The sequence below is a fragment of the Jeotgalicoccus marinus DSM 19772 genome (assembly GCF_000425825.1).
Taxonomy (GTDB): Bacteria; Bacillota; Bacilli; order Staphylococcales; family Salinicoccaceae; genus Jeotgalicoccus; species Jeotgalicoccus marinus.
Map to the genome: position 1 here is coordinate 157046 of NZ_KE384460.1, position 23362 is coordinate 180407.

Here is a 23362-nt window from a genome sequence, read left to right on the forward strand (position 1 = left end):
TCTGCTTTAGATTTTAAAATAGATTATACTCTATTATAATGTGTTATAAACGTAAGTTAAAATAATATCTTAAAATACTGAGGGAATCAAATGAAAAGTGTAACGATGTTTGTTTGGAATAATTTTATTAATGATGCGCGTGTGCTACGTGAAGCCAAAGCACTCGCTGAGCTTGATTATACTGTAACTATTATAGCAAAAAAAGAATTGAATGAGATGAAACTGAAACCTGCTGAAGAAATTGAAAGGAACATTGTTGTCAACCGGCCGTTAAAGTATGAGTTACCTCAATTTTTAACGTCTAAATTAAAGTCATCTATCCTATCAAAGCATATACCTAATGCACTCTTGATGTTTAAGATGATCATATTAGGTCGACGCTATAAAACTGATGTGTACCATTCCCATGATCTTAATACATTAATTCAAGGTATAGCTTCAGCGAAATTACGTCTTAAGCCAAAGAAACTTATCTACGATTCACATGAAGTACAAACAAGTCGTACACATTATAACTTTAATACGATTTATAAAATCGAAAAATTTCTTTTAAAATTTGTCGACGAAGTTATTGTCGAAAATGAAACACGTCGTGATTATCATTATGATCTTTATAAAGACAAACCACTGGCTATACATAACTATTCTGAACTTTATAATATAGATGACTACGAAACGTACCCTCTAAGGGAAAAGTATCATGTGGCGGATGAGACCAAAATTGTCCTCTACCAAGGTGGTATGCAAGAAGGAAGAGGTCTGTTTAAACTTCTAGAATCCTTCAAAGATATAGAGGGCGCGGTATTATTTATGATTGGTGACGGTAAGGAAAGAAATAATCTTATCTCTAAGATGAAAGCACTCAATTTAGAAGAAAAAGTAATCTTTATCGAGCGCGTACCGTATGCTGATTTAAGAAAGTACACAAAGGCTGCTGATATTGGAATTCAATTTCTAGAGAATACCAATTTTAATCACTATTCAGCATCATCAAACAAGCTCTTTGAGTACTTGATGGCACATGTACCTGTTCTGGGTTCTAAGTTGCCTGAAATAGAACGGGTGATTGAGGGAGAAAGAGTTGGTTTGACTGTTGAAGCAGGTAATATTAAAGCCCTTAGTGAAAACTTACAGAAATTAATCGATGATAACGACTTAAGAACGCATTTTAAAGAAAACACAAAGGCTGCGAAATATAAGTATAACTGGGAAATGGATAAAACTATCTTACAAGACTTATATGAAAAACTTTGATTTTATTAAGGCTTTAGCTTTGTTATAATTAATAGACATAAAAAATTGACGATAGGTGACCTATGAAGATTTTACTAATCACACAAAACTTTTACCCCGAAATCGGGTCGGGTGCCAATAGACTAAAAAATTTATATCGATATCTATCTATAAATAATGAGGTGGAAGTGTTGACAACACATCCCTCATATCCTAATCAAAAAATGTATGATGAGGATAAGTATTGGAATAATGCCCAGATGAATGAGTCAAGTGACATCATGCGCTTGAAAATGCGTACTGATAAGCAAAGTAAATCGATGGCAATGCGCCTATTGTATTATTTCGAGCTTGCCTACAAGGTGAGAGTATACGTCAAGAAGTACCAGCATTTATATGACGTGGTGTACGTTACAACCCCTAATATCTTTATTCCTTGGGCAGCATTCTTCCAAAAGAAAAACAATCAAGTAAAACGAATATTAGAAGTACGTGACCTCTGGCCAGATAGCGTTAAAGATATAGATAAGATGAATATTGATCTATTCTACCCAGTTTTAAAATTTATGGAGAAGATGCTCTATAAAAATTCGGATAAAATCGTCATTAATAATGAAGGGTTTAGGTCCTATATTAGTAATATTTTGCCGAAAAAACCTCAACTGTACTTACCTAATGCATTTACAGAAGAAGAAGTTGCATTCGAAACGGCTCCGGATAATTTCAGAGTCATCTATACAGGAAATATTGGATTTGCACAAAGTTATGAAAAACTTCAGGAGATGGCCCATCAACTTGAAAACGAAAAAATTCACTTTAAAATTATTGGGTATGGTGTAAATGCACATCTTTTTCAATCATATATAGAGTACAATGATTTTAAATATGTGACCTTTGAAGAGGAAAAAACAAGAGAAGAGTGTCTAATTGATATTCGCTCATCTAATGTTCAGCTTTCTATCTTAAAAGAGAGTGATGTCTTTTTAACGGTCTTACCAGGGAAGGTTATCGACGGTATCGCTTCAGGTGTACCAGTTGTGACTAATCTAGGTGGTTATACAAGCACACTCATAAATAGTAATTTGGTCGGTTATGCTAAAGAAAATGCAACGACAAGTGAGCTTGTACAAGCAATTAGACAAATTAAGAATGATAAAGCTCATGAAAATTTACTTAGAACAAATGCGAGAAATCTATTAGAATCAGATTTTATATGGGAAAGAAACATTAAGAAATTAGAGAATTTCTTAGAGAATTAAGAGTTTGAACAACTACTTGTTGTTCAGGCTCTTTTATTAATGTAATGTAAAGATATTTTCATGTAAAATGAACTTATCAATAACAATAGTGTTCATTAATATATAGGAGTTTTAAAAATGAGTTCATTGAAAAATAGATTGAGAACTATGCTACCAAGGAGTATGCGTGAATTAATAATTAAAAAGGTGTCTGTAGAGGGAATCTCTGTGTTTGAAGAGATGATTGTTATCAATTTATCATTAAGGCACTTTTATAATATTAATTCTAGTAAGTCTGTCGTCTTCACTTTGTCTAATGGTGCTTACAATGTGCTCTTAGACTTTGAATTAAATAAAAATACTGTTTCTCTTATTTTGACAAATGATATCTTTGAGCATTTAGAAGGTAACTCAACTATTAAAATGAGTTTTGAAGGAAAAAATATGATTATACGCATGAGTGATAATCTTCAGACAAAAACTTCATTTTTAAAGAACCAACAATACTACAATTTACTTGTTAATGGGACAATCATTCTTGAACAGCTATTTAATGAATACACTTTTAATGAAGAAAGCATAGAAGTCAAAGATATTTCAGTGGCCTATGAGGGACTGTCAGTAACAGTTAAAGAGAAATTCTATAATAATGCTTGCCTTGCACTTTTATACCCCAATAAGATAGTCGAACTCGGTGAAAAATCAAATGGTCAATGTATTACAGCGGACGATTTCACAAATGTAACAATGGGACGAGCGACCCTATGTATTTTAGAAGATTTGGTGCTAACACCAGTCTCTTATACAGGGCCAAAGAAAACTCTTAAAACTAAATCGCATCATTTAGCAGTAGAAAATCACAATGGAGAATCCTTGGTGTTTATCGAGAATCATAGTGTGATATTAACTGACGTTCAAAGTAAGGTATCCAGTGATTATATGCAGCTTATCTTTAAGTGCGATACTAGAGAAGATGTAGATTCTGTTATTCTAAATGACGCTGTTACGAATGACGTCACAACATTTGATGTCAGTGTTGACAACAACGGACTGTATTATACAAACATTCCTTTTGAGGACTTGATGGATGGTTTTTCTAGAAAGAGATTTAGCATTTTAAGTCGAGGCAATGAGCCAGTTATTATGCAACCTGATTTAAGTGATTATGAAGGTTCGAAAATCGGAGAAAGGCACCTAATTTCATATCACTATGAAAATATAAAGATATGGTTATATAGAAGGAAGGATCAAGGTTTAGGTTTTAATTTGACTCGTCCAAGAATTAAGCGACAAGTCACAGAAATAGAAAACTTCCACCTTAAAGGTTATACTAGAGGTAGAGAGAACTTTACTGAATCAAGTATGTTCATGATATTCGAAGATCGATATTCAAAAGAACAAGCGCTTGTTCCAGTCGATGTAGAATTTAATATGGATCTATCCAAGGTAGATTTAAAGGGACTTAAAAGTAAGGATAAGACAATTATAGATATCTTTATTGGTATGGTGCATGAGAACGGGGAAATTATTAGAAAAGAGAAGATTAAATATAAGTACTCAGACTATAAGAAAGATAATTACTATGGTGTAAAAACAGAGAAAGATGAAGAAGGCAGTACACATTATTTCTTAGTGACGACTACACCATTTAATAATCTAAAAGTTGAAAGTTTCGTCATTCCAAAAGGTGTACCATTGCCAATAGAAAAACCTGAAAAAGATTATTCAACTTGGTTAGTGGGTGAGCGTTATGACACAGCTCAAGACAATGGATATGCTTTTTATAAATATTTAAGAGAAAACACAGATATCAATGCTTATTATGTTATTGAAGACACTGCACCTGACTATAGGAGTATTTCATCAGACCCTAATGTATTAGCCTTCGGCTCAAATGAACATTATCAGGTCACATTTAAGGCCGGCGTCTTATTAGGGACACATGATTTAGAAAATCTTTTACCCTACAAACCAGCTAGAGGATTCTTTAACTATGAAGAGACTATAAAAGTGTTTTTACAACATGGTGTATTAGGTCGTAAGAGAGTAGAATATCACAGAAAGTACTATGATCTACCATTTGATTTATTTATTGTTTCAAGTACTCCAGAAAAAGAGCAGGTTGTCATGAAAAAGCTAGGCTATTATGAAGATGAAGTTGCAGTGACAGGACTCGCACGCTTTGATTCATTGCCTAGAGGAAACAAGACGAAAGATATCTTACTCATGCCAACTTGGCGTGACTGGATTAATACAGATGAGCAGTTCCTCTCAAGTCAATATTTTAATAACTACAACAATCTGATTCACAACGAAAGATTGATTAAGCTCTTAGAAGAAAATGATGTAAGATTAAACTTCTACCCGCACTATAGAGCACAGATGTACTTTAACGATGAAATCTTAAATCCAAGTAAAAATATAAACTTCATTCAGTTAGGTTCGAAGACAGTTCAAGACTTGCTGATTGAACATGCCTTATTGATAACAGATTATTCAAGTGTAAGCTTCGACTTTACACTGATGAACAAGCCGGTGATCTACTATCATTTTGATGTGAGAAAGTTCTTTAGACAAGGTAAGTTAAGACCTTTATATCAAACTTTTATTGGTAGTATTGCGAGAACAGAAGATGAATTAGTAGATCTGATTCAACAGCAAATCAATTTAAACTTTAAACCAGGTGACATCGATATATCAGGCATCTTTGATTATCAAGACCATAATAATTCACAGAGAATATATCATAGTGTAGTTGATAAGATTGCTGAATTAGAACGAACTGACGACGAGGTTCACTAAAATAAGGACATGGAGTCATATGACCCCTTGTCCTTATTTATACAGTGTTTGGATAAGTTTTTTTGTTGCCTGACCATCGGCATATTGATTTACTCGATGGTTGAAAATTTTAACATCTTCAAGATTAAATTTGTTTTCTTTTAAAACGGATATTAAATCTGAGTTTGTTTTCACAACTGGTCCTGGCATGTATTTCTCATAATCGAACCAAATGCCTTTTTGTTCTTTATATGTGTCGATGTCATAAACAAAAAACACCATCGGTTTGTTAAGAATAGAATACTCAAAAGGAATGGATGAGTAATCTGTTATGAGTATGTCAGATGTTGCCATCAAGTCTTCTATTTTATATCCATAACTCACATTGGTTACATTATGGGAGTTATGGATATTGCTTTCTTTAACTGCAGGGTGAACCTTCACAAAAAAGTGAAGATCTGGGAAACTTTCGCTTAGCAGTTTAAAGTCTAAAGGTAACTTATATTCTTCTAACTGATTATCTCGATATGTTGGTGCATATAGTACGATCTTTTTCTCTGTAGGTATATTAAATTTTAACCTTAAGTCCTCACGTTTTTGTGATACGAGTGCTTGATTAAAATAATAGTCCGTTCTCGGTAAACCCGTCTTTAAGATATTTTCATCTCTTAAATCAAAGGCTTCTTTAAAGATATAAGCCATATCATCTGAAGATACAACCACCTTATGAAACCTTTTATATACATCTCTAAAACGGTCATGGGCACTTTGTGGTCTTGACTTGATTGTTTTGTCCCTAAGTCCGAAATATTTTACGGCTCCGTTAGCGTGCCACAGTTGTGTGCAGGTGACCTGTGATCTAAAATCACAGGAGGCAAGGACCACTTGATAGTTATCGATAAATATATATTTGCTTGTTGCAAGATAATATATACCTTTTAGAAATTGAATTGGCTGTCTTAAAGAAAAGTTGAGTGACTGATCAGCTTGCTTAAAGCTGAAATGACAAGTTGGATCTTTAAGGACAACGATGTGCTGTTGTGTCTCTTTGTTAAGTTCATTGATGACATGTTGGATATTATCCCCAAACGATGCGAGCAAGACGGTACGATTTTTTAAAGGTCTAGTGTTAAAGATAGAAAAAATAGTTTTAAACACTGTTAGATATACCTTTAAGACAAATTCTTTAATCATTAGAACCCTTTAGTTCTTCTTTAATTTTGGTTGTTGAAATTCCACTTGTTCTTGGTAAGTAAACGACTTCACATTGATCTTTTAAGAAGTCAAATTCACCTTCCCAGTCATTTCCCATGACGAAGACATCGATATTATGTTTTTTAACATCATTTTTCTTTTGATCCCAATTATCTTCTCCAATGACCTCATCAACATAGCGGATGGCTTCTAAGATTTGCTTTCTTTCTTCAAATGAATGATACGCCTCTTTATGTTTAAGCATATTAAATTCATCTGTAGATACAGCAACAGTTAGGTGGTCACCTAATTCCTTTGCTCTTTTTAAAATATTAATGTGACCTGTATGTAGTAGGTCGAATGTTCCATATGTTATGACTTTTTTCATTATAAATTTCCTCCAATTAAGGCAATGTTAATCTATTTTGTAGTATTATGAATTATAGCATAATATTATATTATATTGAATATGATTCAGGTGTGGTGAAAATGAAAAAATTAAAAAGTTTAGGCTTAAAATTATATAAAGCATCATTTTGGTTATGTGGTAAATTATTTAATAAGGATCACTCTTTGATTATCTTTGAGAGTTTTCTCGGCAAGCAGTATAGTGACAACCCAAGAGCGCTGTATGAATATATGTCTATACATCACCCAGAATACAGACTCTTATGGAGCGTTGATAAGCGTTATGCTGAAACATTTGAACGCTATGACCTACCCTACATTAAGAGATTTTCATTGAACTGGATGATCTATATGAATAAGTCGACACTTTGGATTACAAATAGTCGACTACCGCTCTGGATACCTAAACCTAAGACAACGACTTATGTTCAAACTTGGCACGGGACTCCACTAAAAAAATTAGCAACAGACATGGATGAAGTATACATGCCTGGGACAAATACAGAAAAGTATAAGCGTAACTTTACAAAAGAGTCGGCTAAGTGGGACTTTTTAATATCTCCCAATGAATATTCAACGGAAATATTTAGACGCGCCTTTCAATTTGATAAGACAGTATTAGAGACTGGTTATCCAAGAAATGATTTCTTATACACAAATAGTGACGAAGCGGCCGTTAGTAATCTTAAAAAAGAAATTAACTTACCAGAAGATAAGAAAGTTATTCTCTACGCACCGACTTGGAGAGACGATTCCTATCATGCTAAAGGACGTTACAAATTCAATTTAGAATTTGATTTGAAACAAATGTATGAAGCTTTAGGTGAGGAATATGTTATCGTGCTTCGTCTACATTATCTCGTCAGTGAAAACTTAGATATATCAGGATATGAAGACTTTATTTATGACTTTTCTAAGTATGAAGATATCAGAGGACTATATTCCATTTCAGATCTACTGATAACAGATTATTCATCTGTTTTCTTCGATTATGCGAACTTAGAACGTCCGATGATTTTCTATGTTTATGACATTGATAATTATCGTGACAAACTGCGTGGATTCTACTTTGATTTTGAAAATCAAGCACCGGGACCACTCGTAAAAACAACAGATGCTTTAATCGATGTGATTAAAGAAAGCGAATCATCAGATTTTAATGAAATCTATAATACAAAAGCGTTTAGAGACAAGTTCTGTTTATTAGAAGATGGACATGCTTCTGAAAGAGTGGCAGAGGAAGTTATTTGTCATCTAAGAAATAAGATTGTATAATGCACCATTGATGAAAAATTGAGGTTGTGACTAAGATGAAATCCATGCTTAATGTACTAAAAGAACAAATCGCTCATTTCTACTTAGTGAGACGATTATCGACCTATGATGTAAAGAGTAAGAATCAAAACAACTACTTAGGCATTGTCTGGGAAGTTTTAACACCTGTAATTTCAATTATGATTTACTGGTTCGTCTTCGGCACCTTAAGACAAAGAGCGCCGATTGAAATGAACGGAATGGAAGTACCGTTTTTCTATTGGCTGTTCATTGGTTTTATTGTGTGGACATTTTTCTACCAAGCAAGTATTGAGGCATCAAAGTCGATATATACGAGACTTAAGATGCTATCAAAAATGAATTTCCCTTTAAGTGTAATACCGAATATTCCTATATTTTCTAAGTTTTATACGCATATCATTATGTTGGTATTAGCATTTATTGTATTTCAAATTGCTGGCTATTATGTGAGCTTTTACTTTCTGCAGTTGTTCTATTATATCTTTGCAACTTACGTATTAATCTATTCATTTGCATTGATTACATCGACCTTATCGACGTTGATTAGAGACGTACACTTACTTTTGAATTCATTGTTACGTATGGCCCTATATCTATCAGGTGTACTTTGGCCATTATCGATGTTGTCAGATTTTCCGACTTTGATGATTATTATGAAGTTGAATCCATTGGTGTACCTAATTGAAGGTTATCGTGCATCATTCTTTGGAACAGAATGGTTCTTCATTGAAAACTGGGAATACACTATTTATTATTGGGTATTAATGTTCGTAATGCTGCTAATTGGTTCAGTACTGCATATGAAATTCAGACGTAATTTTATTGATTACTTATAATGGGGTCGTACTATGACAAAAGCTATAGTAACAAAAGATGTCGTAAAAAAATATAAATTGTATGAGAGCTCTAAAGAACGCATGTTGGACTTAATTAGTCCAAAAGAACATGGGGATAACTTTTATGCCTTGAATGGTGTATCGTTTGAAGCTGACAAAGGCGATGTCGTTGGTTTTATCGGAATCAATGGTTCTGGTAAATCTACCTTATCCAATATCATTGCTGGTATAGTGCCAGAAACGAGCGGTGATGTACAAGTCAACGGCCAACCTGCCTTAATCGCAGTTGCGGCAGGCTTAAATGATGACTTAACTGGTAGGGACAATATTGAATTAAAATGTCTGATGCTCGGTTTTTCTAAGGAAGAAATTAAGGCGCTTGAGCCAGAAATTATAGAGTTTTCAGAGTTGGAAAACTTTATAGATCAACCTGTAAAATCATATTCTAGTGGAATGAAATCTAGACTGGGTTTTGCTATAAGTGTAAAGGTTGATCCGGATATTTTAATTATTGATGAGGCCTTATCCGTTGGGGATAGAGCATTTGCGGATAAAAGTTTAAAAAAAATGATGGAATTCAAGGATCAAGGAAAGACGATGATTTTTGTCAGCCATTCCATTGGTCAAATGAAGACTTTCTGTGATAAAATATTATGGCTTGAGTTTGGAAGAGTCAAAGCCTACGGTGATGTGAAGGATGTTCTACCTCTGTATGAAGCCTTCTTAAACAAGTGGCAGAACATGCAAAAGGAAGAAAAGGACTTATATCGTTCTAAAGTAATGGCGATGGATCCGAAAAATATCAAATATAAAAAAATGGGCAAGTTAATGGTTTTAGATAATGAAGAAGAATTGGAAGAATCACATACCTATTCCATTCGTCCAGTGAGTAGACTTGCACACTTAAAAGCCTATACTACTTATATTTTTGAAGCACCGAATAGTGATGAAAATAAAAGAGATGCACAAATATTAAAAAATAAAGTGTACTATGTAAAACGAGAAGCGACTTATCAGTTTGAGAACTATTACTTACTGAGCACTGAACCAAGTGGTGTGGACGGCGTTATAGGATGGATTAGAGGAATTGAAACATCCTCACACGTTCACACTGTGGTTGATTTCGACAAAAAGACATTTTATTTACTTGGTCGTGGCTTTGCGTCAACTGAGCCATGGGGTGGTAAAAAACAATATGTCCATGAAACTTTAGAACATCATGCGGGATTAGAATTTAACGTTGTTGAGACGGTACTGGTCGGAAACAATACTTGGTATAGAGGGACGATTGACAAGGGTTCAGACTTAGTTTGGATCCATAGTAATAATGTTGTAACCTCGACAGAAGAACTAGATACACTTTAAAAAAGAGGTGCCCTAGGTACCTCTTCTTTTCTTAATAATAGTCTGTTGTAGAAGTAAAAAAGCCATCGACACCGAGATCAGTTAGTCGGGTGTAGTCAGTTTCATCTTTTACAGTGTATGGATATATTTTGTAACCATATTGTTTACATTCTTGAATAAATGTTTCATTGACTATATTTTTATTAGGATGAATGCTGACAGCATTTAAGCCCGTGCTATGAACGTATTGACCTGGATTAATCATTGGATAGTGAATTAAAAAGCCGAGCTTCAAATTTGGATTAATTTTACTGATTGTCTTTAGAGCAATATGATCAAATGAAGATACGATTGTATTATCGATCGCACGGTATTCTGAGATTAAATCAGCAACTTTTTTTTCAATGCCCTGATGTCTTTTAGGAGTATTTTTAATCTCGATATTTAATAAGACATTTTGTGGTATGATTTCTAAGATTGAGGATAAGGTTGGTACTCTTGAATAACTATAATTAGTTGAAAAATACGAACCTACATCAATTTGGCTTAATGCCTCATATGTATAATTATCTACTGGTAGTGTGTAATCTTTATTATAACGCGTTAAGGTATAATCATGAATGACAACAGGTACATTATCCTTAGTCAGTTGAACATCGAGTTCGATTGCCTTAGCACCAAGTTCTAAGGCGTATAAAAAAGCATCTTTAGTGTTTTCAGGTCGACTGGACTCAGCACCTCTATGGGCAAATACTTTAATCATACAACACACTCCAAACAAATATTAATTCTAAAAATAGTGTAACATTTTAATGTATATAAATTGTAAAGATTTCTTTTGAAAAGGAGGTAACGACATGGGAGAGATAAAGAAAACAGTGACACTAATGGATATAGAATTTATTAATATTTCCAGGTATTCTTTGCTAAAGAAAATCGTCTATCCAGCAATAGAAGAAAATAAAAAATGTTTCATAGTGACTGCAAACCCAGAAGTCGTTATCGAAACAAGAGATGATCCTGATTTTAAAGCAATTGTTCAAAGTGCGGATTACGTTGTCGCTGACGGAATTGGTGTAGTGAATGCATCGAAGTTTAAAGGTACACCGTTAAAAGAACGTGTGACTGGTGTAGACATCATGTATGACTTGTTGCAATACGCGAATGACTATAAAAAACGTGTATTCTTTTTAGGGGCAAGTGAACTTGTAAACAAAGATGTCGTTAAAATTGTTGAAAGGGATTTTCCAGGTGTTGTTATCGCGGGTAGAAGAGATGGCTATTTTAACCGTTTTGATGAAGAGGTTTCAAAGTTAGTGCTGGACTCAAATCCAGATATCGTTTTTGTTGCACTTGGTGCCAAACGTCAAGAAGGATGGATATACCATAATATAGAGTCGTTCGATAAGGGCATTTTTATAGGTGTAGGGGGTAGCTTTGATGTTTTAAGTGGTCACATCAAAAGAGCACCAGAAATTTGGATAAAGTTTCAACTCGAATGGCTATACCGATTATTAAAAGAACCCAATCGTTTGAAACGAGATATGAAAGTGTTGGAGTTTATGTTATTACACACACCCGGTATTAAATGGATTATGAAAAAATTAGGTTTTTCTAAAACAAAATCAAGATCATCACGAGATGGCATACGTTAACTACAAATATAGTAGGAGCATATTCGATGAAAGTAAAGATAGTTTTAATGATGATTGGCATGATGGTTTTAGTGCTTCAAGCCTGTAGCACTGAAGAAAATGAACCAAGAGGTAATGAAGAAGCGCTCGGAATGCTAGAAAATGGGCAATATGAAAAGAAAGACAAAGATGCACCTGCTAACGATAAACAATTGACGGAATCAGATGAAGAGGGTTTAAAAATAGTAACTGAGGCTGATGAAGACGACAATAAAATTGTGTCTGTGGAATACCCAAAGTTTGAAATAGCGTCTATTGATGAGAGTATAAATAATTTTAATAACGAACAAATAGAAGTGTTCAATAATCTTATCAGTGCAGATGAGGGTGATGAAGAATTTAAGGCAAGTTTAAACATTCAAGTTACACCGACTCAGTTAAATGAGGATGTGTTTGCCTTGAGATTTAATATAAACAGTAAGTTGAATCAAACCAACGATATTAACCGTGTAGCCTTTATGTTCGTCGATATCAAAGAAACGTCGACCTTAATTGAAGATCGTTTGTTCGATCAATCTTCAGAAAAAAGAGATTACCTATTTGAAGTGTTGAACCGAAACTTAGCTGAAATGGAAATATACAGTGCGTATATCGACCGAGACAAGTTATCTGACTGGGTACACAATGAAGCCAATACCTTTAGTAATGTAGACATATCGAAGGAAAGTGTTATTTTTAATTTTGACCAAGAAGAAATCGCAAGTCCGGCTGCTGGTGAGCCTCGTCTCGAATTACTACTTGAAGAAGTGACCCCAGCTATGTCAGATGAGCTGGTGAATTTTATATCTGAAAATTAAAGAGCAGTTTATATGCTCTTTTTTTATATAGAGATATCTGTAAATATGATAAGATACCTTTAAGATTTAGAAAATATTGATAGGGGGTGACGACTTTGACTGGAGAGATGATTTTTGTTGCTATCATCATCGTATTGATGTTGCTTGGTTTGTTATTTGAAGTGATGAGAGCGGACTTTTTGATATTTCTCACCTTAGTTGTATTTCTATTAAGTGGAGTCATTTCCAATACAGAGGCGCTTAATGGCTTTGCAAACGAAGGGATGCTCACTATACTCCTGTTATTTATAGTTGCTGGTGCAATCCAGAAGCACGGTATTATAGAACTTGTAGTATATCGTCTTTTAGGTAAAGGTAAAAATATCAAAGCAAGTATGTTAAAAGTATTATTACCTTTAGGGCTATCGTCTGGTTTTTTAAACAATACTCCAATTGTCGTTGCCTTAACCCCAATCTTGAAAAACTGGGCAATAGATAATAATTACAGCCCTTCAAAATTTTTAATGCCCTTATCTTATATGACAATTCTCGGTGGGACCATTACCATGATTGGTACATCGACGAATCTAGTTGTACATGGCTTATTACTAAGTGCAGGTCTTGAGGGTTTTAGTTTCTTTACACTCTCAGTTGTCGGAATACCCATTACTATAGTGGGGCTAATTTTCTTATTAACCATTGGTTACCGTTTATTACCCGAACACTTAGGAGCCAAACAGCAAATTAGCCAAGAAACAAAAGAATTTTTAGCTGAAGCGGTTATAGAAGATGAATTTGAACTTGCAGGGAACACGGTGACAGAGCTAGGAAAAGAAGTATTTGATGGCATTTATATAATCGAGATTCTAAGAAATAATAAGAGAGTATTTCCTATAAATGGTCTGACAGTAGTAGAAGAAGGAGACCATATTATTTTTTCTGGTTCCTTAAATACCATTGCCAAGATTCAAAAGGAAAAGGGAGTCACTGTTAAAACGGGTACAGAACTTACTTTAGAAGATCTTAAAAATGATGATAATGTGTTAGTTGAAACAGTCGTTTCTCATAATTCATCACTTTTAAATAGAACAATTAAGCAAGTGAATTTTAAAAATAGGTACAATGCTGGAGTTATTGCTATACATAGAAATAATCAGCGCATCAAAAGTCGTGTTGGCGATATCGTATTAAAGACAGGTGACACCTTACTACTTATTGCAGATCAAACCTTTATAGATAGAAACAAACATTCGTCAGATTTTTATGTCATTACGCCTGTGCAACCGCCTGAGAAACTAAAACAAGATATGACTAAAGGTTGGATTGGGCTGGTTGCCCTCTTGCTGATGATTTTAGTTGTCACTATGGGCTGGTTATCAATGCTAGAAGCAATGTTAGTACTTGTTGTCTTATTGGTTGGGTTTAGATTTATTAACCCGACAGAGATAACAAGTTTCATTCAGTTTGATGTCATTCTACTCATTGCCAGCGCCTTTGGTGTTGGTGCAGCGATGACTGAGTCGGGTCTTGCACAATATGTTGCAAGTGGTTTAACGTACTTGGCTACCCCTTTTGGTGTTCTTGGTGTTATCTTTATTATATATTTTGTTACGAATACTTTTACAGAAGTGATTACAAATAGTGCAGCATCAGTGTTAATGTTTCCAATTGCTTTAGAGATGGCAAATGCGATTAATGTCGATTATATGGGCTTAGTTGTTACAATTGCCATCGCAGCATCTGCAAGTTTCATGACACCGATTGGTTACCAAACCAACCTAATAGTATACGGACCAGGTGGTTACAAATTTAGTGATTATCTAAAAGTCGGTACACCATTGTCGTTAATTGTTATGGTAGTTGCTTGTTTTATCATTTATTTTGTATGGTATTAATAGATTTTTAATGAGATGTTTCAATTAAATTACAGCTGTGTTACAATACGAAAGAGAATCAACCAAAACTTTAATTTGTGAGGTCCTTTCTTTGAAACAAATACTTTTAATAGTATTTGTCATACTTCTAACAGGGTGCAGTACAACAGACAAATTATCAAGAATTGAAAATTTGCCACTTGTCACTAAGTCGCACACCACGATTAATCATCTCGTTATTGATCCAGTGGGAGAAGATGCAAATACAGACATAGTTGATCGTAAAGATGTCTTTACCGTCGATGGATTGTCAGATATCGAATTACAAAATATTCAGATGCCATCTTTGAAGTATGTCAGCGCGCAACTTTATGAGACAGGTGCGAGTATATCATCGATTTGGAATGAAAATTTTATTCCGATGTATACTGAATATAACTACAATTTATTAGAAATTGATGAAGCTGCAGAAATGATAACAGATTTAAACGAACGTTATAGTGAATTAGAAACTGAGATTTCAAAAATATCAATTCCTACAGAACTCGCTGATAATGAAAGAGAACACCTATCGAAGATGAAAGAAGATCTCTTGCTCGCAATATCGAATCGAACACTTGCTATCTTAGAATTTAAATCAATGATTGCCAACAAAAAAGAAGCACATAAGGCATTCATGGATGTTCATATTTCAAATAGTGACAGATACATAAAGCATGTCGAAGAAGTTAATAATGAGTTACAAAGTAGTGATGATTCACTTGTCACTTATAGTGAATAGAGTAAATACCCTAAAAGTTTATCTTAAATTTTTAGGGTATTTTGATACTTATAAAGATGTTTAAAAATATTGTCTACGGGAATATTATCTAATGCAAGAAATCATAACGGAGGAATGTTACAATGACTAAAAATATTGCTGTAATTATGACAGACTTAGTAGAAGATATTGAATATACTAGCCCTAAAGAAACGATGGAACAGGAAGGACATAAGGTTGATCTTATCTCTCCAGAGGGTAAAACAGTCGAAGGTAAAAAGGGTGGTCAATTTGAATCAGATCACGCTATTGGAGATGTATCAGCGAGTGATTATGATGCGCTTCTTATCCCAGGCGGATTCTCACCTGATAGCTTAAGAGGGGACAAAGAAGACCGTTTTGGTAAATTTGCAGCACATTTCTTAGAAAATGACAAACCCGTATTCGCGATTTGCCATGGTCCACAATTATTAGTAGATACGAATCTATTAAAAGATAGACATGTAACAAGCGTGAAAAATGTAAAAAACGATTTAATTAATGCTGGTGCAAACTGGGACGATAAGGCACTTGAGGTTTGCGGTAATTTAGTAACAAGCCGTACACCTGCTGACTTAGATGAATTCAATGGTGAAGTCAAACGTCAATTAGCCCAGTAAGTAAAAAGACTGCAGATTATCTGCAGTCTTTTATTATTGTACTGTAACTGTACGTCCGACAGCATTTGGGTTGCCAAAGATGTCAAAAACAGCATAGGCAATTGTATATTCACCCGGTGTTTGTGTGTCAACTTCGCCTGATATATAGAGCTGATCACTAATATCAGTACCATCGACATCAGTGACTCTAACACCACTTTTAGCATCAAATTCTTCTCCTGCTGTTATCGTGAGGTCATCTACACCTTCAAATAGGACTTCAGCATTATTGCTTTCATTGGAATTTTCATTATCTGATTCACTTGAATCATCACTTGGTGGTACTTGTGGTAAACTATCAGATGGAGCCTCGGAAACTGTAATCACACGAACATAGGTGTAATAGCCACCATTTGAGTTTTCTACTCTGTAAGATACATTATACGTACCATTTTGTGAGGTGTTTACATTGTTTTCAGTAATCTCAATTTCCTCAGTCAGGTTACCGTCTGTATTATCGACAGCGTAGACACCTTGTAACGGATCAAAATCATCACCGTTTTGTACATTAACATTTTCAACATTTTTAATGGCAGGTAAATTACCTGTATGATTATTTATTTCTTCTTCCATGGTTGGCCCGTTGTAATCTTCAGGCGTTTCTTCGGAAGTGTTTTGTTCAGTATCTTGATCTAGGTATGTATTTACTGCTGGAGCAAGTGGTAAGATACCGATCATGAATTTTATAAGATTTTTAGAGTTCATATATTATACCTCCAGAGCTAGTAATAGAATTGTTTTAATTTTATCATAATGGTATAGGGACGACCAAGAATAACAAAAAAGGAGTGAAGTATATGGAATGGATTTTATTAGTTATTGGCTTTTTACTTTTGATAAAAGGTGCTGACTTTTTTGTCGATGGCGCCTCTTCTATAGCAGAAAAGCTACATATCTCACCAATGGTAGTTGGTTTAACCATTGTTGCATTTGGCACTAGTGCACCTGAGGCTGTAGTAAGTATCATTGCAGCATTAGAAGGAAATGGAGATATGGTATTAGGGAATATAATTGGAAGTAACATCATCAATATCACACTTTTACTCGGCATCACTGCCTTAGTGTCTACTTTAATTATTGATAGACAGACAAGTACAAGAGAGTTACCTTACTCTTTAATCGCGGCAGGTCTATTATTGATTCTAATGTCAGATGCCATTCTATTTTCTAGTGCCACAAACGTTGTCAGTAGAGTAGATGGTATTATTCTACTAGTTGGTATTGTACTATTTATTTTTTATATTCTTATTAAGACAAAACGCTCCAAACATTTAAAAGAAGAAAGTAGTACGGATGATAGTAAGAATATGTCTTGGCTAAAAAGCATCGTCTTATTTGTTATTGGTTTAATAGGAATTGTGCTTGGTGGGGAAATGGTTGTATCTAATGCGTCATCTATCGCAATCAGTCTAGGTATGAGTCAAGCTCTCGTTGGTTTAACTATAGTAGCAATCGGTACGTCACTTCCAGAACTTGTGACATCGATTACTGCAGCACTAAAGGGCGAGGCATCTATGGCAATAGGTAACATTGTCGGAAGTAATATCTTCAATATATTCTTCGTTACTGGACTTACAGCAACGATTGAACCACTAAATGTTAGTGGTGACTTTATCATCGATGGATGGATACTAATAGCAGCAACAGTCTTACTCCTAGTTTTAGCTTTGTGGAGAAAGAAACTTACAAAGATAGAGGGCGTAATTTTACTAGTATTCTACTTAGTATATCTCACTTACATTATTTTAAGAGGTTAGTGAATTAAGGAGCTGACTTTGATGCAAAGAGAAATTGCAGAGAAATTTTCAACAGGTAGATTTAAAGAGATTAATACTTAAAAAGTTAGTATTTATATGAGTCGTTTTAAAATAATAACGCCCGAGTGTTAGGCAAATGCCTAACACTCGGGTGATTTATTTATATTATTCAAATCCGTTGTGCCATTTAGCCGCAAGAAGTGTGTTATTTAATACCATTGTGATTGTTAATGGGCCCACACCACCTGGAACTGGAGTAATGTAACTTGCAACTTCTTTTGCACTTTCAAAGTCAACATCACCAACAAGCTTATCGTCAACGACTGTGTTACCAACGTCGATGACAATCGCTCCTTCTTTAAGGTCTTTACCTGAAATTAATCCTGGTTTACCTACGGCACTTACAACAACGTCGAAGTTTTTAAGTTGTGCGACCATATCTTTGGTACGTGAGTGCATTAAAGTAACCGTTGCGTTTTCATTTGTAAGTAATTTAGCAACTGGTTGCCCAACGATGTGTGACCGACCCACTACTGCCACGGTTTTACCTTCTAATGATCCTGTGTGTTTTAATAATTCCATGATACCAAGTGGCGTACATGGTACGAATGTACGTTGACCAGTATAAAGTCTACCAATATTAACAGGACTAAATCCGTCAACATCTTTATGTGGTGCAATTGCTTCAAGTACTTTGTTTTCATCAACCTGTTCAGGTAGGGGTACTTGGACTAAGATGCCACTCACACTGTCATCATTATTTAACTCATCAATTTTTTGTAGTACTTCATCCTCCGAAGTTTCTTCTGGTAGATGTACAATTGCAGATTCCATACCAATTTTTTCAGCCGCTTTATTTTTAGAACGGACATAACTTAATGAAGCACCGTCATTCCCTACGATGACGACCGTAAGATTAGGTACAACACCTTGTGTTTTTAATTTTTCTACTTCTTCTTGCAATCCGGCACGATAATCTTTAGCGATTTCACGTCCGTTTAGTAATTCTGCAGTCATTCTTAAACCCTCCTAAAAAGTTTCTCTATCTTATTATCTCTAAAGTCATAAGAAAAAGCTATGAAAATACTAATTGTTTTATGACAAGAAATTAGTAGAGTGCAAAGATTTAAGATATACTGATGTAAAGTTCATATTAAGAGTCTGTAACAGAATTGAAAGGGGAATCACTATGAACGTTGCAGTAATTGGCAAGGGCGGGAGAGAACATGCCATTGTCAAAATGTTGAGTAAATCAGACAGTGTCGATCAAATTTTTGCGATTCCAGGTAATGCTGGCATGAGAGAAATTTGTGAAGTCATGTACAGAGTATCTGAAGATGATTTTGATGCGATTGCCGGTATCTGCATAGAAAAACAAGTGGATTGGGTCATCATAGGGGATGCTAAACCATTATCATTAGGACTTGCTGATTTTTTAATTGATGAATATGGTTTGACAGTGTTTGGTCCGAGAAAGTCAGAAGCTAGAATGGAAACCAGTAAAAGCTTCACTAAAAACTTGTTAAAAAAATACAATATACCGACTGCGGATTATGAAATATTTACAAGTTATGAAAAAGTAAAAGCTCATATAGAATCGAGAGAAACACCGTTTGTAATAAAAAAGGATGGTCTATCTGAAGGTAAGGGTGTCATGATTGTTAAGAACACTCAAGATGGTTTAGAAGCGTTAGAAATGTTGACTTCTGAAGATAGCGAGCAATTCGAACCACTTATTATTGAGGAGTATTTAGAAGGTGAAGAATTCTCATTAATGGTATTTGTAAATGAAGACTTTTCACATGCCTTTGAAATTATTGCCCAAGACCATAAAAAAGCTTTCGGTAAGGATAAAGGACCGAATACTGGAGGTATGGGTGCCTATGCACCTGTCACACATATTAGTGAAACGGTAAGAGAAGAAACTGTCAAAACGATAATCGAACCAACAGTTGATGCTATGGTAAAAGAGGGATTAAGCTATTTCGGAGTGTTATATCTAGGTGCTATGATTACCGATGATGGCGTTAAAGTTTTAGAATATAATGCAAGATTTGGAGATCCTGAGGCTCAAGTGCTTCTTAATATGATCGAGAGTGATTTTGCATCACTACTTGAGGACTTAAAGGCTAAACGGCCCTTTACAATAAAATGGAAGTCTGGATACACTGTTGGAGTCATGCTTGCAACTGAAGGTTATCCATACGAGTATAAGGAAGGCTTAGCCATTCAGTTTGACGATAGCATTATGGAACGAAGCTATGTTAGTGGTATTGCCCAAACAGAAGAGGGTGACTATATTTCAAAAGGTGGGCGTATCATGCTTGTTACTGGAACAGGGGATACGATTGAAGATGCTTTCAAGTCTGCCTATGACAGTATTAAAGAAATAAAATTTAATGAGGGTGAGGTCTTTTATCGTACCGATATTGCACATCGTGCATTATTATCAAATTAGGACCTGATTTTAAGGCATGTTTTCTAGTCAAAGGGAACATGCTTTTTTTGTTAAAAAAAGCATCCCTATAAATTATAGGAATGCTAGGTAAATTCAGTTTCTTTTTACATGAGTATAGAGTACAAAAATGGTATAATGACACATTGTAATCATTATAGCTCATATTTTCTTGCAAAACTTTTTGGATATGTAGATATCAATTATATTATTTTCTGTTAATTAATATATATCCAGTTTTATAGCTTTTAAACACTAATATTGCATTAAATGAAATTTATGTTGATATTTTATATACTGTAAGTCTAGAGGTGACCACATGATAAGTAAATTAAGAAATAGTAGTGAAGTATTAATCAGCTATGTATTAGGTGTATTTTTTATAGTTTTAGGTATTTTTATTTTGTTTAACACTGGTGCACTACGCGGTGAGGAGCAAGAAGTCAATGAGAATAGCATAGAGACAGTCTTCGATTTAATCAATGCCTTCTTCCTTGAAGTGTTAAACATGCTTTCAACAATGATTGGAGGCTTTCCAATTATCGGAGGAATATTAATTATTGGCTTTGGTATTTTTATGTTTAAGGTCGCTTCCTGGATAAAATCAACGACAAAATACGATGTTGTTCTGACATTTTTCTATTTAGGATTATCTCTAGGATTATTTATCATTACAACTATATTGATGACAGAAGTATATGGCTTATGGGCCTTTTTATTCTTATTTGCTTTTATTATTCATCTATTATTTAGTATTTTTAATGAGTACTTAAATCCAGCACACCGTAAGGAACATTACATGATTATCTTGTTCTTCTATGGTATTGCATATTTCTTTACACAAAACTCAGTGTACTCAAATATAGAATCGACTATCACGCCAACCGATGTCTTATCGATAAATGTATTCTTCGCCTTAGTTTGGGTGTCATCTTATATGGCCTTATGGGTCGGAGTGTTTTTATTGAAGTCCACGAACATACTAAAAAAGCCTGGTATAGAAAAAGAAGACCAGCTATCACGCTTAAATAAAAATCGTAAATCGCTTAACACGTCTAAAGTCGATAAGTACTTAGGCTTCTCTAAGAAATTATATGATTTTAGAAATCGACTACTCGATAAATTGAAACAATTCTTTGAAACAGATCTACCTTCATGGTTTAAGGTGTCTTACTTAGAATTACTTCTTGGTTTCGTGTCCTTATTCTTTATTTTCTTAGAGTTCAACAATCGTAACGGTGTTTTTGTTGAAGGGTATTTCAAACTAAGTGATATGCAGACAATTTACGAATGGGTAAATCTCTTAATCTCACTTGTTTTGATTGTGCTATATATCTACTTTACGGTCTTGGTTTTACTGAGAAATTCTCATTACCATAGACAGATGATCACCATCTTCATACTTTGGTTAAATGTGACAGTCAGTCTCTACATTACATTATTTAAAGACGTAGAACTTTCACTCTTTATTTTACCGTTCAATGTATTCTTGGTATTGATTCTGACACCGTTGTTAATCATTAGTATTTTTAAAGAATTTAAGGGAGGTCGAAATGATGCACGAGATAAGGAAGTATAAATATTCTGGCCGTGTTGACACGGAAGACTTAAATGAGCGTATTCACCAACAAATTCAGGATTTTAATGGTCAAACTAAGGCGCCCGTCATTATTGGTTTTAGTTCTGAAGAAGGTATAAAAAGAAACAAAGGTCGCCTTGGTGCAAAAGAAGCACCGTTTAAAGTGAGAGAAAAACTATCATCATATGCTTATAACGATACACTCTATGATGCAGGTACAATTATTGGGGATGAAGATTTAGAAGCCTCTCAAAAATCTCTTGCTGAGAAATTAGCTGAGATCTACGAGGTGAGTAGTCGCCCGATTATCATCGGTGGTGGACATGAAACCTTGTACGGACACTATCTCGGTATAAGGCAGATATTTGATGGTAAACTTGCCATCTTAAATTTCGATGCCCATTTTGATTTACGAGATGAAAGACCGTCATCCGGTACAATGTTTCATCAAATACTAACTGCTGATAATGATGTGGATTATTATGTATTAGGGCTTCAGAAACAAGGAAACACAAAAACTTTATATGATACTGCTGACCGCTTTAATGTTAACTACTATTCTATTGATGAGGTCAGAGAAACGGCGGCAGCTGATACTGTATTTAAACAACTTCGAGATTACGATACAGTGATCATGACCTTATGTATGGATTCAGTAGAAGCGGCAACTGCACCAGGTGTAAGTGCAATGACGCCAAATGGTTATACAGCCATCGAAATTCATAATTTGATTGCAAAATTCTCAAAGCTAGACAACTTGAAAAGCTTTGATATATCTGAAGTTTCTCCACCACTAGATGAAAATGATCGAACGAGTGCACTCGCGGCAAGTATTATTTATAAATTTTTGTCTGTGAATCCGTTCAATTAAGTTCAAACTTTTATAAAGTGGGTATAGTACTTAATAGAACTTTTAAAGGAGAAGATAAGTATGTCTACGACGTTAACTAAAGAAGAAATAAATAATAGTGCAGAAGAAGCAAGAGAATTAGTTAGATCTAAGGCTAGATATTCTGCACTTGCTGCTGCTTTACCGATACCATTACTTGATGTAGGTACGGATATGAAGATGATGAATGAAATCAATGATAATATTGAAGAAATTTTTGGTATAGAACATGAAGATATCACAAAATATACAGACGATATGAAGACACGTGCAGCTGTTATGGCTTCGAGTGTAGTCGGTGAATTTGTCGCAAGGAAATCCATCGGTTTTGCTGTGAATAAAATCAGCAAGAAACAACGAAAATCCAACGGCCAGTTTGGTATTATTCCAATTGCTACACAAGGAACGACTGCTTTAATTTCTTATTTCCTAATGAAAAAACTCGGTGATGATCACATTGAGAAATGCGTTTCGTATTTAAATGCACAAATTGTTGATGGTTCAATGCAAGAATCTTAAAAATATTGTAAAATGAATGTAATCAACAGAT

Annotated in this window: 20 protein-coding genes and 1 pseudogene; 16 read left to right on the forward strand and 5 right to left on the reverse strand. The window is 34.5% G+C overall.

Translation table 11 applies throughout. The features are described from left to right. Positions 1-90 precede the first annotated feature (90 nt). From H624_RS0109925 to H624_RS0109935, 3 genes are all read left to right on the forward strand, one after another. Complete coding sequence (locus tag H624_RS0109925) at positions 91-1254, forward strand: glycosyltransferase family 4 protein (protein ID WP_026867450.1); 1164 nt, start codon at positions 91-93, stop codon at positions 1252-1254. Between the two features lie 62 nt (positions 1255-1316). Next, entirely contained in the window at positions 1317-2492 is a 1176-nt protein-coding gene (locus tag H624_RS0109930) for a glycosyltransferase family 4 protein (protein ID WP_026867451.1), read from the forward strand. A gap of 117 nt (positions 2493-2609) precedes the next feature. Then, positions 2610-5273: a CDP-glycerol glycerophosphotransferase family protein gene (locus tag H624_RS0109935; protein WP_051220567.1), complete on the forward strand. Its 2664-nt coding sequence runs from the start codon at positions 2610-2612 to the stop codon at positions 5271-5273. Positions 5274-5306: 33 nt separating this feature from the next. Here the strand turns inward: H624_RS0109935 and H624_RS0109940 are convergent, their stop codons facing one another. After that, a complete protein-coding gene (locus tag H624_RS0109940; RefSeq protein ID WP_026867453.1) occupies positions 5307-6446 on the reverse strand; it encodes a CDP-glycerol glycerophosphotransferase family protein in 1140 nt (379 codons plus the stop codon). Next, on the reverse strand, positions 6439-6834 hold the full coding sequence (gene tagD / locus H624_RS0109945; RefSeq protein ID WP_026867454.1) for a glycerol-3-phosphate cytidylyltransferase: 396 nt from the start codon (positions 6832-6834) through the stop codon (positions 6439-6441). The genes H624_RS0109940 and tagD overlap by 8 nt, the downstream gene beginning before the upstream one ends. A 104-nt stretch (positions 6835-6938) precedes the next feature. On the opposite strand from tagD, the pseudogene H624_RS0109950 reads away from it, so the two are divergent. The 3 genes and pseudogenes from H624_RS0109950 to tagH form a co-directional block, all read left to right on the forward strand. After that, positions 6939-8129 (forward strand): annotated as a pseudogene (locus H624_RS0109950) (CDP-glycerol glycerophosphotransferase family protein); the annotation flags it as partial. Positions 8130-8164: 35 nt separating this feature from the next. Then, positions 8165-8986: an ABC transporter permease gene (locus H624_RS0109955; protein ID WP_026867456.1), complete on the forward strand. Its 822-nt coding sequence runs from the start codon at positions 8165-8167 to the stop codon at positions 8984-8986. 12 nt (positions 8987-8998) lie between these two features. Then, entirely contained in the window at positions 8999-10351 is a 1353-nt protein-coding gene (gene tagH / locus H624_RS12930; protein ID WP_026867457.1) for a teichoic acids export ABC transporter ATP-binding subunit TagH, read from the forward strand. 31 nt (positions 10352-10382) lie between these two features. Here the strand turns inward: tagH and H624_RS0109965 are convergent, their stop codons facing one another. Then, a complete protein-coding gene (locus tag H624_RS0109965) occupies positions 10383-11093 on the reverse strand; it encodes a glycerophosphodiester phosphodiesterase (RefSeq protein WP_026867458.1) in 711 nt (236 codons plus the stop codon). Positions 11094-11187: 94 nt separating this feature from the next. On the opposite strand from H624_RS0109965, the gene H624_RS0109970 reads away from it, so the two are divergent. The 5 genes from H624_RS0109970 to H624_RS0109990 all read left to right on the forward strand — a co-directional run bounded on the left by H624_RS0109970 (position 11188) and on the right by H624_RS0109990 (position 16093). Continuing rightward, positions 11188-11985, forward strand: coding sequence for a WecB/TagA/CpsF family glycosyltransferase (locus H624_RS0109970; RefSeq protein ID WP_026867459.1), 798 nt, complete (start codon positions 11188-11190; stop codon positions 11983-11985). 26 nt (positions 11986-12011) lie between these two features. After that, positions 12012-12821 (forward strand): hypothetical protein, encoded by an 810-nt coding sequence (locus H624_RS0109975; protein WP_026867460.1) that lies wholly within the window; start codon positions 12012-12014, stop codon positions 12819-12821. Positions 12822-12907: 86 nt separating this feature from the next. Continuing rightward, positions 12908-14695, forward strand: coding sequence for an SLC13 family permease (locus tag H624_RS0109980; RefSeq protein ID WP_342664969.1), 1788 nt, complete (start codon positions 12908-12910; stop codon positions 14693-14695). 91 nt (positions 14696-14786) lie between these two features. Next, positions 14787-15455: a hypothetical protein gene (locus tag H624_RS0109985; RefSeq protein ID WP_026867462.1), complete on the forward strand. Its 669-nt coding sequence runs from the start codon at positions 14787-14789 to the stop codon at positions 15453-15455. A 122-nt stretch (positions 15456-15577) separates the two neighbouring features. Then, positions 15578-16093 (forward strand): type 1 glutamine amidotransferase domain-containing protein, encoded by a 516-nt coding sequence (locus H624_RS0109990; protein ID WP_026867463.1) that lies wholly within the window; start codon positions 15578-15580, stop codon positions 16091-16093. Between the two features lie 33 nt (positions 16094-16126). On the opposite strand, the gene H624_RS0109995 is transcribed toward H624_RS0109990, so the two are convergent. Next, complete coding sequence (locus H624_RS0109995) at positions 16127-16837, reverse strand: immunoglobulin-like domain-containing protein (RefSeq protein WP_026867464.1); 711 nt, start codon at positions 16835-16837, stop codon at positions 16127-16129. Between the two features lie 92 nt (positions 16838-16929). Here H624_RS0109995 and H624_RS0110000 point away from each other — a divergent pair, with 92 nt between their 5' ends. After that, on the forward strand, positions 16930-17889 hold the full coding sequence (locus tag H624_RS0110000; RefSeq protein WP_026867465.1) for a calcium/sodium antiporter: 960 nt from the start codon (positions 16930-16932) through the stop codon (positions 17887-17889). A 165-nt stretch (positions 17890-18054) separates the two neighbouring features. Here the strand turns inward: H624_RS0110000 and folD are convergent, their stop codons facing one another. Beyond that, positions 18055-18906, reverse strand: coding sequence for a bifunctional methylenetetrahydrofolate dehydrogenase/methenyltetrahydrofolate cyclohydrolase FolD (folD, locus tag H624_RS0110005; RefSeq protein ID WP_026867466.1), 852 nt, complete (start codon positions 18904-18906; stop codon positions 18055-18057). Between the two features lie 172 nt (positions 18907-19078). Here folD and purD point away from each other — a divergent pair, with 172 nt between their 5' ends. The 4 genes from purD (at position 19079) to H624_RS0110025 (ending at position 23331) form a co-directional block, all read left to right on the forward strand. Further along, positions 19079-20347 (forward strand): phosphoribosylamine--glycine ligase, encoded by a 1269-nt coding sequence (gene purD, locus H624_RS0110010; RefSeq protein WP_026867467.1) that lies wholly within the window; start codon positions 19079-19081, stop codon positions 20345-20347. A 316-nt stretch (positions 20348-20663) separates the two neighbouring features. After that, complete coding sequence (gene auxA, locus H624_RS0110015) at positions 20664-21923, forward strand: lipoteichoic acid stability factor AuxA (protein ID WP_235678921.1); 1260 nt, start codon at positions 20664-20666, stop codon at positions 21921-21923. Then, positions 21901-22794 (forward strand): formimidoylglutamase, encoded by an 894-nt coding sequence (locus H624_RS0110020; RefSeq protein WP_035857239.1) that lies wholly within the window; start codon positions 21901-21903, stop codon positions 22792-22794. Before auxA ends, H624_RS0110020 begins: the two co-directional genes overlap by 23 nt. A gap of 60 nt (positions 22795-22854) precedes the next feature. Continuing rightward, positions 22855-23331: a hypothetical protein gene (locus H624_RS0110025; RefSeq protein WP_035857241.1), complete on the forward strand. Its 477-nt coding sequence runs from the start codon at positions 22855-22857 to the stop codon at positions 23329-23331. Positions 23332-23362: the final 31 nt, after the last annotated feature.